Source organism: Kitasatospora sp. NPDC008115, assembly GCF_042957205.1.
Taxonomy (GTDB): Bacteria; Actinomycetota; Actinomycetes; order Streptomycetales; family Streptomycetaceae; genus Kitasatospora.
The window spans coordinates 59,474-74,720 of the sequence record NZ_JBIBHU010000028.1 but is presented as its reverse complement, the minus strand read 5'-3'; the positions used below and the strand labels follow the sequence as shown (position 1 = coordinate 74,720).

General features: G+C 73.9%; 10 protein-coding genes. 5 read left to right on the top strand and 5 right to left on the bottom strand.

Translation table 11 applies throughout. From position 1 onward, the window contains the following. Positions 1 to 6 precede the first annotated feature (6 nt). The 3 genes from ACFZBX_RS29625 to ACFZBX_RS29615 form a co-directional block, all read right to left on the bottom strand. Positions 7 to 1,530, bottom strand: coding sequence for an exopolysaccharide biosynthesis polyprenyl glycosylphosphotransferase (locus tag ACFZBX_RS29625; RefSeq protein ID WP_391536889.1), 1,524 nt, complete (start codon positions 1,528 to 1,530; stop codon positions 7 to 9). A 334-nt stretch (positions 1,531 to 1,864) separates the two neighbouring features. Next, the gene (locus ACFZBX_RS29620; protein WP_391536888.1) at positions 1,865 to 3,019 is read right to left on the bottom strand and encodes a glycosyltransferase; all 1,155 of its coding nucleotides are present in this window, start codon (positions 3,017 to 3,019) and stop codon (positions 1,865 to 1,867) included. A 156-nt stretch (positions 3,020 to 3,175) separates the two neighbouring features. Further along, positions 3,176 to 3,616 carry an SRPBCC family protein gene (locus ACFZBX_RS29615; protein ID WP_391536887.1) on the bottom strand — a complete coding sequence of 147 codons (441 nt, stop codon included), beginning with the start codon at positions 3,614 to 3,616 and terminating at the stop codon, positions 3,176 to 3,178. Between the two features lie 127 nt (positions 3,617 to 3,743). Between ACFZBX_RS29615 and ACFZBX_RS29610 the strand changes: the two genes are divergently transcribed. After that, entirely contained in the window at positions 3,744 to 4,637 is an 894-nt protein-coding gene (locus ACFZBX_RS29610) for a HipA family kinase (RefSeq protein WP_391536886.1), read from the top strand. Positions 4,638 to 4,737: 100 nt separating this feature from the next. On the opposite strand, the gene ACFZBX_RS29605 is transcribed toward ACFZBX_RS29610, so the two are convergent. Both ACFZBX_RS29605 and ACFZBX_RS29600 read right to left on the bottom strand, forming a co-directional pair. Then, the gene (locus ACFZBX_RS29605) at positions 4,738 to 6,228 is read right to left on the bottom strand and encodes a S8 family serine peptidase (RefSeq protein WP_391536885.1); all 1,491 of its coding nucleotides are present in this window, start codon (positions 6,226 to 6,228) and stop codon (positions 4,738 to 4,740) included. A gap of 465 nt (positions 6,229 to 6,693) precedes the next feature. Then, entirely contained in the window at positions 6,694 to 8,145 is a 1,452-nt protein-coding gene (locus tag ACFZBX_RS29600) for a glutamine synthetase (RefSeq protein ID WP_391536884.1), read from the bottom strand. 502 nt (positions 8,146 to 8,647) lie between these two features. On the opposite strand from ACFZBX_RS29600, the gene ACFZBX_RS29595 reads away from it, so the two are divergent. The 4 genes from ACFZBX_RS29595 (at position 8,648) to ACFZBX_RS29580 (ending at position 15,242) form a co-directional block, all read left to right on the top strand. After that, a complete protein-coding gene (locus ACFZBX_RS29595) occupies positions 8,648 to 10,423 on the top strand; it encodes a 3-hydroxyacyl-CoA dehydrogenase family protein (protein ID WP_391536883.1) in 1,776 nt (591 codons plus the stop codon). Positions 10,424 to 10,602: 179 nt separating this feature from the next. Further along, a complete protein-coding gene (locus ACFZBX_RS29590) occupies positions 10,603 to 11,508 on the top strand; it encodes a TetR family transcriptional regulator (RefSeq protein WP_391536882.1) in 906 nt (301 codons plus the stop codon). Between the two features lie 358 nt (positions 11,509 to 11,866). Continuing rightward, positions 11,867 to 13,204, top strand: a complete 1,338-nt coding sequence (gene ccrA, locus ACFZBX_RS29585) for a crotonyl-CoA carboxylase/reductase (protein ID WP_391536881.1) — start codon at positions 11,867 to 11,869, stop codon at positions 13,202 to 13,204. A 10-nt stretch (positions 13,205 to 13,214) separates the two neighbouring features. Next, positions 13,215 to 15,242 (top strand): protein meaA, encoded by a 2,028-nt coding sequence (locus ACFZBX_RS29580; protein WP_391536880.1) that lies wholly within the window; start codon positions 13,215 to 13,217, stop codon positions 15,240 to 15,242. Positions 15,243 to 15,247: the final 5 nt, after the last annotated feature.

Genomic DNA, 15,247 nt, shown 5'->3' with positions numbered 1-15,247 from the left:
CGTTGATCAGCTCCCGTCCGGGTGGAGCATGAGGGCCGCGGTGCGGCACAGGATCTTGACGTCCTGCCAGAGGCTCCAGCTCTCGATGTAGCGGTTGTCGAAGCGGGCCCGGTCCTCGATGGAGGTGTCCCCGCGCAGGCCGTTGACCTGGGCGAGGCCGGTGAGGCCGACCGGGACGCGGTGGCGGTCCGCGTACTCGGGGTAGGCCTGGCTGAACCGCATGACGAAGTAGGGGCGTTCGGGGCGCGGGCCGACCAGGCTCATGTCGCCGCGCAGCACGTTCCACAGCTGCGGGAGCTCGTCCAGCGAGCTGCGGCGCATCAGTCGGCCGACGGCGCCCATCCGGTGGTCCTGGGAGATGTTCCAGCGGGTGGCGGACTCGTGCTCGTTGCTGGGCCGCAGGGTGCGGAACTTGAGGACGGTGAAGACCCGGCCGTCGAGTCCGGTGCGCTGCTGGCGGAAGAGCACGCCGGGGCCGGTGTCGAAGCGGACGGCGAGCGCGCACAGGGCGAGGACGGGGGCGAGCAGGAGCAGGCCGGTCGCGGCGGCGGTCACGTCCAGGGTCCGCTTCGCGGCCCAGCCGGGGCGGCGCATCGCGGCGCGGCCGACCCGCAGGCAGGGGAAGCCCCAGAGGTGGTCGGCGCCGGCCAGCCGCCCGGCGGCGAGCGAGCCGTACTCGCGCAGTGCGGGGACCAGCCAGACCTGGCAGCCGAGCCGGGCCGCGTCGCGCAGGGTGGCGGCGGTCTCGGCCTCGTCGGCGGCGCCGGCGGTGGCGACCACGTGGTGGACGTGGTGGCGGCGGACCTCGCGCTCCAGGACCTCGCGGCCGCCCAGCACCGGCAGGTCGGTGTCGCCGGCGAGCAGCGGCGGGTCGGCGTCCAGGAAGCCGACGGGGCGCATCCCGTACTCGCCGCGCTCGCTGAGGGCGGCGGCGACCCGGCGGCCGAGCCGGCCGGCGCCGAGCACCAGGACTGGGCTGGGGCGGCTGCGGCGGATCCGGCGGACCAGGTGGTAGAGGACGGCGCGGAAGCAGACGGCGAGCACCAGTTGGGTGCCGAGCAGGACGGTGAGCCGGGCCGGGGTGGCGGGTCCGGAGTCGGGCCAGCGGCCTTCCAGGCAGCCGGCCAGGGTGATCGCGAAGGCGGCGGCGACCAGGGCCCGCGTGGTGAGGGCGGGCAGTTCGTCGAGCACGGACAGGGTGAGCCGGGTGCGGTAGAGGCCGCCGGCCAGGTTGAGCAGGACCAGCAGGGGCAGCAGGGCGGCGACGCCGAGCAGCGGCGCGACCCGGACTGCGGGGTCGAGGACCCGGTTGGCGGTGCCGGTGGCGGTGCACAGGGCGAGCGCGTCGACGGCGACCAGGGCGACGGGCAGCGCGAACCGGGCCCGGACCGGGCGGCGGTGCCGCCGCGCCGGCGCGGCGGTGCGGGGCTGCGCGGAGCGCGTCGGGCGGTCGAGCAGCCCGGTGGCGGGCCGGCTGGGGCCGGTCAGGGGCCGGCCGGGCCGTGGCACGCTGTCGTGGTCAATGGTCATCGGCGGACGAACTCCCCTGCTGTGTGCCCGGGGTGACGGCGGTCCGGCTCCGGTTGGCCCGGGGAGGCCGTCCAGGCCCGGTGAGTGCGGTCCTGACAGCACCTGCTACCGCTGGCGGGTTTCGGTTTTCTCGCGAATTCCCGGCGTGAAATCGAAACGAAGCAGGCAGAATCAGACGTTACCGAAAACCGGCTTGAATGCTGGAAGTTGACTTGCCGTTTCATTCCAGCCGCCCATTAATAGGTATTTCTGATTTGGCCCCTCGCCCACAACCGGTGGAGGGTGCGAATACGGGAGCGCCGAGCCGGCGGCGCATTCACGGCATGTGAAACGATCAGATCCGCTGCGGGACACGGGCGCGGCGCCGCCCGGGCGCCCGGCCGGCGCCCAGCAGGTCGCGGTAGAGCGCGTCGACCTGTTCGACCACCGATCGAACGTCATGACGGGCCGCGGCGTGCTCGCGCAGCCGGGCGCCGCGCCGCTCGCAGTCGATCGGATCGGACAACGCTTCCGCCATTCGGGTGATGAGCGCGGACACGTCCTCCGCGGGCACCAGGGCGCCCGCGCGTTCGGACGGCGGCAGGCACTCCCGGGCCCCGGGCACGTCGGTCAGCAGCACCGGCCGCCCGCAGGCCATCGCCTCCAGCGGGGCCAGCGCCATGCCCTCCCAGCGCGAGGGCAGCACCACCAGGTCGGCGGCGGCCAGCCAGGGCCTCGGGTCCGCGACGTCCCCGACCATCCGGACCCGGGACGGCTCGGCGCCCTCCCGGACCATCGCGGCCAGCCGGGCCTCCTCCGGACCGCCGCCGACCAGCGCCAGCCGGGCCCCCGGCACCCGCCGCCGCACCTCGCGCCAGGCGGTGAGCAGCACGTCCTGCCCCTTCTGGCGGCAGAGCCGGCCCACGCAGACCGCCAGCGGGGCGGTCGGCTCCAGGCCGAGCGAGATCCGGGCGGCCCGGCGGTCGGCGGGCGCGTAGTGGCGCACGTCCACGCCGTTGGGCACCACCGCCCAGTCGGCGTGCAGGCCGGCCGTGACGCCGTCGGTCCGCTCCTGGACCGAGACGCAGAGCAGCCGGTGCGCCCAGCGGGTCGCGTACCGCTCCCAGCGCAGGGTGGCCGTGGCGAGCGCGCCGTCCACGGCGGCGAAGGACCAGGCGTGCGGCTGGAAGACGGTCGGCACCGCGCCGCGCACGGCCAGCCGACCGGCCAACCCGGCCTTGGAGCTGTGCAGATGGAGCACGTCGGGCCCGGCGGCCCGGACGATCCGGCGCAACCGCCAGGCCTCCGCGGCGGTGGCGGGTCCCGGTGAGCGCCGGGCCGGCCAGTCCTGGACCAGCGCGCCGACGGCGGCGGCCTCGTCGGCGAGCCGGCCGCCGCGCGGACAGGCGACCAGCACCCGGTGGCCGGCCTCGCGTTGGCCGCGGACCAGGTCGACCACGACGCGGGCCACTCCGCCGTCGACGGGCTGCGAAATGTGAAGGATCGTCATATGCACGGCGGCGAGCCTAGGGTGGCCGCGGTGCGCCCGGGGGCGTCGTCACCCGCAGGTGGCGGGGCGTCCACCCGTACGGCACGCGGCTCGCACGGGTGGACGAACTCGTCGAATTCCTGGACGAGTTGAGGGTGAGGTCCGGAAGGCCGGAACTCAGCGCACCTCGGCGGCCAGATTGGCGAGCACCTCGCCGTGGATCCGGTTCAGGCCCTTGGGGGCGAAGGTCCGCTCGAAGAAGCCGCCGATGCCGGTCGCGCCCTGCCAGGTGGCCGTGACGGTGACCTTCGAACGGCCCTCGCCGGCCGCCGAGACGGTCCAGGTGATCACCATGGTGGAGTTGGCGTCCTTCTCCACCAGCTGGTCCGGCCGCGGCGACGAGACGGTGAACAGGCAGTCGCGGATCCGCTTCTCGGTGGCCTGGAGCTTCCAGTGCACCTGGGTGCCGGCGCCGGTGCCGCCGACCCGGACCTCGTACTCGCTGTACTGCCCGGGCAGCAGCTTGGGGCGGGTCACCTGGTAGTCGGCCAGGGCCTCGTACACCCGCTCGGGGGCCGCGTCGTAGACCCGCTCGGTGGTGGCCTGCACCTGTCCCATGGTCGTGCTCTCCTTGTACGGTCGCCCGGCGCCGGGTGGTCCGGGGTGGTACCGGCAAGCCAATCACAGCGGGCCGCGGACGGCGGGCGGCGCCCTCCCCGGCGGAGCGGACGTTAGGCTGGCGGGCGTGCTCGAACAGGTGACAGCAGTGCGCTACGTCGACCCGCTGCGGGCCGGCGGTTCCGTCCCCGGCGTGGTGGAGACCGACGACCTGGGCACCTATGTGGTGAAGTTCCTCGGGTCCGCCCAGGGGCGCAAGGCGCTGGTGGCCGAGGTGATCGTCGGCGAGCTGGCGCGGCGGCTCGGCCTGCCGGTGCCCGAGCTGCGACTGGTGGACTTCGACCCGGCGGTCGCCGACGGCGAGCCGGACCCGGAGATCCAGGAGATCCTGCGGGCCAGCCGCGGGCTCAACCTCGGCATGGACCTGCTGCCCGGCGCCCGCGACTTCCGGCCCGGCATGATCGACGTCGACCCGGTGGACGCCGGGCGGGTGATCTGGCTGGACGCGCTCACCGGGAACGTCGACCGGACGGTGCACAATCCCAATCTCATGGTCTGGCACCGGCGGCTGTGGCTGATCGACAACGGCGCCGCGCTGGTCTTCCACCACCGCTGGTCGGCCGCCGAGGGGTCGGTCGGCAAGCGGTACGACCTCAGCGCCCACGCCCTCGGCGGGTACCGCCCGGACGTCCGGCTGGCCGACGAGGAGCTCGGGCCGCTGGTCACCGTCGGGCTGCTGGAGGAGGTGGTCGCGCTGGTGCCGGACGCCTGGCTGGCCGACGAGCCGGGGTTCGGCTCGGTCGGGGAGCTGCGCCGGGCCTATGTGAACCACCTGGCGGCGCGGGCGGTGCTCTCGGCCGAATGGCTGCCGGAGGGGTTCGCCACCTCCGAGCAGCTGCGCGAGGCGGAGCGGCGGCGGGCCGCGCGGAGCAGGGCGGGGCGGCCGGCCTGGTTGCAGGAGGTGCCCGACCTGCACGGCAAGCCGTCGGTGGAGACGGTCTGGGAGCACCACTTCGAGTGAGCCGGTCCCGCCGGTCCCGCCGGCGGACACGCGGACGGGGGCGGGACCCGGAGTCCCGCCCCCGTCCGACGGTTCAGGCCGTCAGCCGGTCAGCCGTGGCTCAGCGCCACCACTGGGCCGCCTTCTCGGCGTTGATGATGCCGGCGCCGTAGAAGCCGTTGTCGTCCACGCCGCCCTCGCAGGTGGCGGTCCACTCGCCGGCGCCGCCCGGGTTGTACGGGGCGGACGGGCAGGCGTGCGACTCGGCCTGGTTGGTCAGCAGCTCGGTCAGCTCGTCCGCGCTGGCCCACGGGTGGGTGCTGGCGAGCAGGGCGAGCACGCCGGCGGCGTGCGGCGAGGCCATCGAGGTGCCCTGCATGTAGCCGTACTGGCCACCGGGGATGGTGGACAGCACGCGGCCGTTCTGGTCCGGGGTGTTCGGGATCTGGTAACGGCGGTCGCCACCGGGGGCGGCCACGGTGACCTTGTTCTTGCCGTAGCTGGAGTAGTACGACTTCTCGCCGTTGACACCCACCGAGGAGACCACGACCACGCCGTCCAGCTCGGTCGGCAGGTTGAGGCAGTCCTGGGTGATCGGGCGCTCGCCCGGGGTGGTGTCGTCCGGGCTGGCGACGTCCTTGGTCTTGTGGGCCAGGTCGATGTTCTCGTTGCCGGCCGCGGCGACGTTGAGGACGCCCTTGCGCTGCGAGAACTCGACGGCGCGGCGGACGGCGGTGGTGATCGCCGCCTGGTCGGCGTCGTTCTGGCAGTTGAACATCCACGGGTCGACGAAGTAGCTGTTGTTCGTGATCTTGAACTTGTGCTCGCCGGCCCAGACGAAGCCGCAGATGGCGTACTCCGGGTAGATGAAGCCGCCGTCGTCGACCACCTTCACCGCGGCGAGCTTGACGTTCGGGGCGATGCCCTCGATGCCCTTGCCGTTCTTGGCGGCGGCGATGCTGCCGGCCACGTGGGTACCGTGGTCGCCGTCGACGCCCGGCTGCCAGGCGTCCCAGGCGGTGTTCGGCTTGCCGCCGTCGATGCAGGAGACCGACTGCGAGGCGTCGATGTTGGCGGCGAGGTCCTCGTGGGTGCCGTCGATGCCGGAGTCCAGCACGCCGACGGTGACCTTGTTGCTGCCCAGGGACAGCTTGTGGGCCTTGTCCACGCCGATCTGGCGCATGTCCCACTGGTTGGCCCAGAGGGGCTCCTCGCCCGCGACGGGGGCGGCGGCCGGAGCGGGGGCGACCTCGGCCACCCGGTCCTCGGAGGCGGTGATGCCCTTGGTGCGGCTGGCGCCGACCGACTCGACGCCCTTGGCCTGCCGCAGCTTGGCGGCGAACTGGGTGTCGGTGGAGCGCGCGATCACCACACCGATCTGCTCGTAGGAGTACACCACGGTGCCGCCGAGGGTGGTGATCGCCTTCTCGACCTTCTGCACCTGACCGTGGTTGGCCTTGGTGTTGACGACGTAGCTGAGCAGCGGACCGGTCGTCGACTCCGGCCCGGAGGCGGCGACGGCGGTGCCGGACGGCAGCGCGAGGGCGCCGGCGGTGGCGAGGACGACGCCCACCGCCGCATACCGGGTCCGGCTGATCCGAGGAACACTCATAGGGGTTGGCCCTCCCGAGTCGTCATGCAGCAGCTGCGGTTGGCAGGTGCATTTGGAATGATCGGGACGCTAGTGAACAAGTGTGGCAATCCGCAAGAGGTAGTCATCTAATCGTCACAAGTCGGCCACCCGCGGAAGGTATGACTCCGCTTCTGCCGGGCAGGACCGTGCGACCGGACGACGGCGGAGGCGCACCGCACCGGGAGCCACACCCTAGTCAGCGCGGGCACGGGCGGAACAGGAGTCCGGGGCGGCCGGAAGCGGCCAGTGGCGGATCGTCGCCAAGCCCGGACGGCGGACGGTCAGAGCGCGTACAGTCGCCGGGCGTTGCCCGCCAGGGCGCGGGCGGCACGGGCGAAGCGGGTGTGGTCGGCGAGCGCGTCGGCGGCGAGGGCGTCGGCGGCGGGTCCGGCCGTCGACAGGTCACGGCAGCGGCCGTCGGCCGCCGCGGGAAGGTCCGGCGGGTCAGTACCGCCAGCGGGTGGCGGAGGCCAACTCCTCGGGGGTCGCGTCGGCGTACTGCTCGCGCTCGGCCTCCCGGACGGCGAGCACGGCCCCGTACAGCGGCTCGCCGAGCGCCTCGCGCAGCAGGGCGGAGCGGCGGTACGCGGCGAGCGCCTCGTCCGGGCCGGCCGGCAGCCGGGGAACGCCGTCGGGCCCGGCCTGCGCCGGGTCGTCGGTGACCTCGGGCGGCAGCGCCAGCCGCTGGTCCAGCCCGGCGAGGCCGGCCGCGAGCACCCCGCCGACCGCGAGGTAGGGGTTGGCGGTCGCGTCGAAGCACTTGATCTCGGCGTTGGCGGCCGAGGCGCGCTCGCCGGAGGAGCCGGTGACCAGGCGCAGCGCGGCCTCCCGGTTCTCCAGGCCCCAGCACTGGTAGGCGCCGGCCCAGTGCGAGGGGACCAGCCGCAGGTAGCCGGCCGGGCTGGAGCAGCCGAGCACCAGCAGTGCGGGCAGTTCGCCGAGCACCCCGGCGAGGAAGCCCTCGGCCTCGGCGGTGAGGCCGTGCGGGCCCGGTCCGCCGTGGGTGAGGTTGTGCCCGTCCCGCCAGAGGCTGAGGTGGAGGTGGCCGCCGTTGCCGACCCCGCCGGCCTCGACCGCCGGGGCGAAGGAGACCCGCAGGCCGTGCCGGGCGGAGACGGCGCGGATGGTGTGCCGGACCAGCACCGAGGTGTCGGCGGCCTCGACCGGGCCCTCGGGGGCGACCGAGACCTCGAACTGGCCGGCCGCGTACTCGGGGTGGATCTGGAGCACGGTCAGGCCCTGCTCGCCGAGGGCGCGGAGCACGTCGCGCAGGTAGTCGGACAGCTCGGTGAGCCGCTGCATGCCGTAGGCCGGGCCGGCCGTCGGGTAGCGGGGCTCCTCGTGCGGCGGGCCGGCCAGCGCGGCCACCCATTCGATCTCGATGCCGGCCTTCAGGGTCAGCCCGCGCTCGGCGGCGGCCGCGACCGTCCGGCGGGCGAACAGCCGCTGGCAGCCCGGGTGCGGGGCGCCGCCCTGGGTGTAGCGGTCCCCCGGCGCCCAGGCCCAGCCCGGCTGGGCGGCGAGCGGGACGATCCGCTCGACGTCGGGATAGAGCCGCAGGTCCCCGGTGGGGCCGCCGATCAGCGGGCTGGTGACGATGGTGTCGTCGGCGAGGAAGACGTCGAAGCAGGGCGCGGCGCCGACGCCCCACTGGGCGGCGTGCACCAGGCCGCCGAGCGGCACCGCCTTGACCCGGGCGATGCCGGCGTTGTCCACCCAGGTGACGGCGACCGCCTCGACCCCGGCGGCGCGCAGCCGCTCCACCGCCGCCTGGGCGCGCTCCCCGCGCTCGGCCCGGTCGGCCCGGGGCGACGGCACCGCGCCGTCGTCGGCGTGCCCGGCCGCCCCGGGGGTGGCGGGCTCGGGACGGTCCGTGGCAACGGCTCCACTGGTCATGCCCCCATGCTGCCCAGCGGCGCGGGCACGCGTAACTCCCCTATCGGGTGGTCCGAACGGACGTCCGTCCACCGCCCTCACCCGCACGGGTGATCGCCCGCCGGTGAGCGGTGGAGAATCAGCGCCCCACCCCCTTCCTACCGGCGAGTAGCTTCGCTACAGTGTCGGCACGCACCACCGTCGGGCTTCGGGAGCCGCACCGACGGGGGCGCCGTCCGCCGTGCGGGACTCGCGCGGAGCGGGCGGCGCGTGGCGGTGCCTCTCTTCCACCGGCCGGTGCCGCGGACCGCGGTCACCACCGGGACTTCTCCTCCTCCGTGTTCGGCGCCGCCTCCGTGGCCGCGCGCCCGAGTACCACGGCACACCCGCAGCAGCGCCGGAGCGGACCGGCGGCTGCGCGGTGGCCGCAACCGTCATCCCCCCGCCCCCGCGCGCGGACCCTCCTCCGGGGGCGCGCCCTCCGGAGCGCGCGCGGGCCTTCCATGACAAGGAGTCAGGACTGATGGAGCGTCCCTTCCCCACGGTGGCCGTGGTCGGCCTCGGCACGATGGGCGCCGGCGTCGCGGTCGCGGTCGCCCGGAGCGGCCGCCGGGTGATCGGCATCGAGGCCGACGAGGCCTCCGCCGCCCGGGCACTGGCCCGGATCCAGGAGGCGACCGCGCACGCGGTGGCCCGTGAGCGGCTGACCGCCGAGGAGCGCACCGGGCTGCTCGCCCGGATCGCCGTCGGCCACGCGCTGGACGCCGCCGCCGGGGCGGACCTGGTGATCGAGGAGGTCCCCGAGCGGCTGGAGCTGAAGCGGGAGGTCTTCGCCGAGCTGGACCGGATCTGCCCGGCCTCGACGGTGCTGGCCACCGGCACCACCGCGCTGTCGGTGACCCGGATCGCCGCCGCCACCGCCCGCCCGGAGCGGGTGCTGGGCCTGCACTTCTTCAACCCCGTGCACAGCATGAAGCTGGTCGAGGTGGTGCGCACCGTCCTCACCGCCCCGCAGGTGGCCGAGGACGCCGCGGCCTTCGCCCGGGACCTCGGCAAGGAGCCGGTGGCGGCCGGCGACCGGGCCGGCTTCGTGGTCAACGGCCTGCTCTTCGCCTACCTCAACCAGGCCGCCGCGATGTACGAGTCCAAGTACGCCACCCGGGAGGACATCGACGCGGCGATGCGGCTCGGCTGCGGCCTGCCGATGGGCCCGCTGGCGCTGCTCGACCTGATCGGCGTGGACACCGCCCGCACCGTCCTGGAGGCGATGTACGAGCAGTCGAAGGACCGGCTGCACGCGCCCGCGCCGATCCTCGGCCAGCTGGTCGCGGCCGGGCTGCTGGGCCGCAAGAGCGGCCGCGGCTTCTACACCTACGAGGCGCCCGGCTCCTCCAAGGCGGTCGACGCCGCCGCCGGCCCGGCCCGGCCGAAGGCCCCCGGCCGGGAGGTGCGCACCGTCGGCGTCTGCGGCTCGGGCACCATGGCCACCGGCATCGTCGAGGTGTTCGCCAAGGCCGGCCACCCGGTGCTGCTGGCCGCCCGCAGCCGGGAGAAGGCGGAGCGGGCCAAGGCGCGGCTGGCGAAGTCGCTGGAGCGCTCGGTGGCCAGGGGCCGGCTGACCGAGGAGCAGCGGGACGCCGCGCTGGGCCTGGTCACGCCGGTCGGGCGGTACGAGGAGCTGGCCGGGGTGGACCTGGTGGTGGAGGCGGTGGCCGAGGACCTCGCGGTCAAGCGCGAGCTGTTCGCCACCCTGGACGCGATCGTCCGGCCGGGCGCGGTGCTGGCCACCACCACCTCCTCGCTGCCGGTGATCAGCTGCGCCTCGGCGACCTCGCGGCCGCAGGACGTCATCGGCATGCACTTCTTCAACCCGGCGCCCGCGATGCGGCTGGTCGAGGTGGTCTCCACGGTGCTGACCGCGCCGGACGTCACCGCGACCGTGCTGGAGCTGTGCGCGAAGGTCCGCAAGCACCCGGTGGAGTGCGGGGACCGTGCCGGGTTCATCGTCAACGCGCTGCTCTTCCCCTACCTGAACGACGCGGTGCGGATGCTCCAGGAGCACTACGCGACGGTGGACGACATCGACACCGCGATGAAGCTCGGCTGCGGGTACCCGATGGGCCCGTTCGAGCTGCTGGACGTGGTCGGCCTGGACGTCTCGCTGACCATCGAGCAGGTGCTGCACCAGGAGTTCCGCGAGCCGGGCCTGGCGGCGGCGCCGCTGCTGGAGCACCTGGTGGCGGCCGGCTGCCTGGGCCGCAAGACCGGCCGCGGCTTCCGCGACCACGCCCGCCGATGACCACCCCGCCGTCCCCCGGGGGACAGCCCGGCCGGCCGCCGCTGCGCCCGGAGCGGGCCGGCCGGGGGCTCGGCGCGGTCCCGGCGCACCGCCCGGGGCCCGCGGCCGGCGGCCCGCTCCCCCCGGTGCGCCGGGCAAGGCCCGTGGGCGCGGCGCCCGGGGCGTGTAGCGTTCCGGGCATGGATCGGGTTCAGTCAGTCTCCCCGCAGCAATCCGCCCCGGCGCGGGACGGCCGGCCGGCCGGGAACGGCCAGGACGGGGGCCCGGGCGGCCGCCGGGCGGCGGCGCAGCGCCAGCAGATGCGCCAGGACCTGGCCACCGCGGCCATGGAGCTGTTCGCCTCGCAGGGCTACGAGGAGACCACCGTCGACCAGATCGCGGCGGCCGCCGGGGTGGCCCGGCGGACCTTCTTCCGGTACTTCCGCTCCAAGGAGGAGGCGATCTTCCCGGACCACGACGACACCCTGGTCCGGGTGGCCGACCTGCTGGCCAGCGCCGAGCCCGAGGAGCACCCGCTGGACGTGGTCTGCCGGGGCATCAAGGAGGTGCTGCGGATGTACGCCTCCACGCCCGGGGTCTCGGTGGCCCGGTACCAGCTGATCCGTCAGGTGCCGGCGCTGCGGGAGCGGGAGATCGCCGTGGTGGCCCGCTACGAGCGGCTGTTCACCCGCTACCTGCTGGGCCGGTTCGACACCGCCGGGGAGATCCCCTCGGGCTGGCAGCGCGGCGGCGAGGACGACTCGATGCTGGCCGAGGTGTCGGCGGCGGCCGTGGTCGCGGCCCACAACCACGTGCTGCGGCGCTGGCTGCGGGCGGGCGGGCGCGGCGACGTGGAGGCGCAGCTGGACCACTCCTTCGAGGTGATCCGGCGGACCTTCTGGGCTTCCAGCGAGCCGGGGGCGCGCCGGCGTGGTGCACTGATGGCACCCGGTGCCAGTGTGACGGAGGCGGAGGCCGCGACGGCCGGCGCACTGAGTGCCAGTCCCGGAGGTGAGGTGCTCATCACAGTCGCCCGGACGGACGCTCCGCTGGACGTCGTGGTGGAGGCCGTGAGAGCCGCCCTGGAGGGCGCCAAGCAGGCCTGAGTACAGGCTTTTTCGCAGGTCACAGTGGTTTCAGGGGCCCGTGCCGGATTGCCGGCACGGGCCCTTTCGCCACCCCCGGCGGGCCCCGCGGAGGGGGTGGCGACCGGCCGGAATTGCTGGCACCCCGTGTCTTTACGAGTGGCACAGGGTGCCACTACCTTGTTACCCACCAGTCGCGGCGCCGCGGCTCCCCACCTCGGCGCGCCGTCGTACCGGCGTTCCCCGACCCCGGGAGCGACCCACCGCAGTGCCAGGCCCACCAGCCACCACCCACCACCCCGTTCAGCGAAGCCGGTGTCCGCTCCCGGCTCCCCCAGACGCCCTGTGCCCTCACACAGGTACGCCTTCGGAGGCAGCCATGAAGGAAATCCTCGACGCGATCCTCAGCCCCGACAGCACCTCGGCGGACTTCGCCGCCGTGAAGCTGCCGGAGTCCTACCGGGCGGTGACGCTCCACAAGGACGAGGAGCAGATGTTCGCCGGCCTCGACAGCCGCGACAAGGACCCCCGCGAGTCCCTCCACCTCGACGACGTCCCGCTGCCCGAACTGGGCCCGGGCGAGGCCCTGGTCGCCGTCATGGCGAGCGCCGTGAACTACAACACCGTGTGGAGCTCGATCTTCGAGCCGGTCTCCACCTTCGGCTTCCTGGAGCGCTACGGCCGGCTCTCCCCGCTCACCAGCCGCCACGACCTGCCGTACCACGTGGTCGGCTCCGACCTCGCCGGCGTGGTGCTGCGCACCGGCGCCGGGGTCAACGCCTGGAAGCCGGGCGACGAGGTGGTCGCGCACTGCCTCTCCGTCGAACTGGAGTCCTCCGACGGCCACAACGACACGATGATGGACCCGGAGCAGCGGATCTGGGGCTTCGAGACCAACTTCGGCGGCCTGGCCCAACTGGCCCTGGTGAAGACCAACCAGCTGATGCCCAAGCCCGCCCACCTGACCTGGGAGGAGGCCGCCTCCCCCGGCCTGGTCAACTCCACCGCCTACCGCCAGCTGGTCTCGCAGAACGGCGCGGGCATGAAGCAGGGCGACAACGTGCTGATCTGGGGCGCCAGCGGCGGCCTCGGCTCCTACGCCACCCAGTACGCGCTGGCCGGCGGCGCCACCCCGATCTGCGTCGTCTCCAGCCCGCAGAAGGCCGGGATCTGCCGGGCGATGGGCGCCGAGGCGATCATCGACCGCTCCGCCGAGGGCTACCGGTTCTGGAAGGACGAGCAGACCCAGGACCAGCGCGAGTGGAAGCGGCTCGGCGGGCGGATCCGCGAGCTGACCGGCGGCGAGGACGTCGACATCGTCTTCGAGCACCCCGGCCGGGAGACCTTCGGCGCGAGCGTCTACGTCACCCGCAAGGGCGGCACCATCGTCACCTGCGCCTCCACCTCCGGCTACATGCACCAGTACGACAACCGGTACCTGTGGATGTCGCTCAAGCGGATCGTCGGCTCGCACTTCGCCAACTACCGCGAGGCCTGGGAGGCCAACCGCCTGGTCGCCAAGGGGAAGATCCACCCGACCGTCTCCAAGGTGTACCCGCTGGAGCAGACCGGCCAGGCCGCGCTGGACGTGCACCACAACAAGCACCAGGGCAAGGTCGGCGTGCTCTGCCTGGCCCCCGAGGAGGGCCTGGGCGTGCGCGACGCCGAACTGCGGGCCAGGCACCTGCCGGCCATCAATCGCTTCCGGAACATCTGAGGACGATCCGATGACCGATCAGAAGCGCGACCGCCCCTGGCTGATGCGCACCTACGCCGGGCACTCCACCGCCGAGGACTCCAACGCCCTCTACCGGCGGAACCTGGCCAAGGGCCAGACCGGCCTCTCGGTGGCGTTCGACCTGCCGACCCAGACCGGCTACGACTCCGACCACGTCCTCGCCCGCGGCGAGGTCGGCCGGGTCGGCGTGCCGGTCGGCCACGTCGGCGACATGCGGACCCTGTTCGACGGCATCCCGCTCGAACAGACCAACACCTCGATGACCATCAACGCCACCGCGATGTGGCTGCTGGCGCTCTACCAGGTGGTCGCCGAGGAGCAGGGCGCCGACATCGCCAAGCTCACCGGCACCACCCAGAACGACATCGTCAAGGAGTACCTGTCGCGCGGGACGCACGTCTTCCCGCCCGGCCCCTCGGTGCGCCTGATCACCGACATGATCGCCTACACGGTCGGGAACATCCCGAAGTGGAACCCGATCAACATCTGCAGCTACCACCTCCAGGAGGCCGGGGCCACCCCGGTCCAGGAGATCGCCTACGCGATGTGCACGGCGATCGAGGTGCTGGACGCCGTCCGCGACTCGGGCCAGGTGCCGGCCGAGCGGATGGGCGAGGTCGTCGCCCGGATCTCCTTCTTCGTCAACGCCGGCGTGCGGTTCGTCGAGGAGATGTGCAAGATGCGGGCCTTCGGCCGGCTCTGGGAGAAGGTCACCCGCGAGCGGTACGGCGTCGAGGACCCCCGTCAGCGCCGGTTCCGCTACGGCGTCCAGGTCAACTCGCTCGGCCTGACCGAGGCGCAGCCGGAGAACAACGTCCAGCGGATCGTGCTGGAGATGCTCGCCGTCACCCTCTCCAAGGACGCCCGCGCCCGCGCCGTCCAGCTGCCCGCCTGGAACGAGGCGCTCGGCCTGCCCCGCCCCTGGGACCAGCAGTGGTCGCTGCGGATCCAGCAGGTGCTCGCCTACGAGTCCGACCTGCTGGAGTACGGGGACCTCTTCAACGGCTCCGAGGTCGTCGAGGCCAAGACCGCCGAACTGCTGGCCGGCGCCGAGGCGGAGATCGCCAAGGTGCTGGGGATGGGCGGGGTCATCCCGGCCGTCGAGTCCGGCTACCTCAAGTCCGCCCTGGTCGCCTCGCACGCCGCCCGCCGGGCCCGGATCGAGTCCGGCGAGGACCGGATCGTCGGGGTGAACTGCTTCGACACCACCGAGGAGAGCCCGCTGACGGCCGACCTCGACACCGCGATCATGGTCGTCGACCCGGCCTCCGAGCCCTCCGTGCTGTCCGCCCTGGAGGCCTGGCGCGGGCAGCGCGAGGAGGCCGCCGCGCTGCGCGCCCTGGAGGAGCTCAAGGCCGTCGCCGCCACCGACCGGAACCTGATGCCGGCCACCCTGGCCTGCGCCCGCGCCGGGGTCACCACCGGCGAGTGGGCCTTCGCACTGCGCGAGGTGTTCGGCGAGTACCGCGCGCCCACCGGCGTCGGCGGCGCCCCGGTCGCGGTCGCCGCCGAACCGGGCGGCGAGCTGGCCGCGGTCCGCGAGGCCGTCGCCGCGACCGCCGCCGAGCTGGGCGCCGGCAAGCTGCGCCTGCTGGTCGGCAAGCCCGGCCTGGACGGGCACTCCAACGGCGCCGAGCAGATCGCCGTGCGGGCCCGCGACGCCGGGTTCGAGGTGGTCTACCAGGGCATCCGGCTCACCCCCGAGCAGATCGTCTCGGCCGCCGTCGCCGAGGACGTCCACTGCGTCGGCCTGTCGATCCTCTCCGGCGCCCACTCCGAGCTGGTCCCGGACGTGCTGCACCGGCTGCGCCGGGCCGGGGTGGAGGATGTCCCGGTGATCGTGGGTGGCATCATCCCGGCAGCGGACGGCGAGGCCCTCAAGGCCGCCGGCGTCGCCGCCGTGTTCACCCCGAAGGACTTCGGCATCACGACCATCATCGGCCGGATCGTGGACGAGATCCGGCTGGCCAACAGGCTCCAGCCCTGGACGCCCGCCCCGGCCGCCACGACCAGCTGACACCG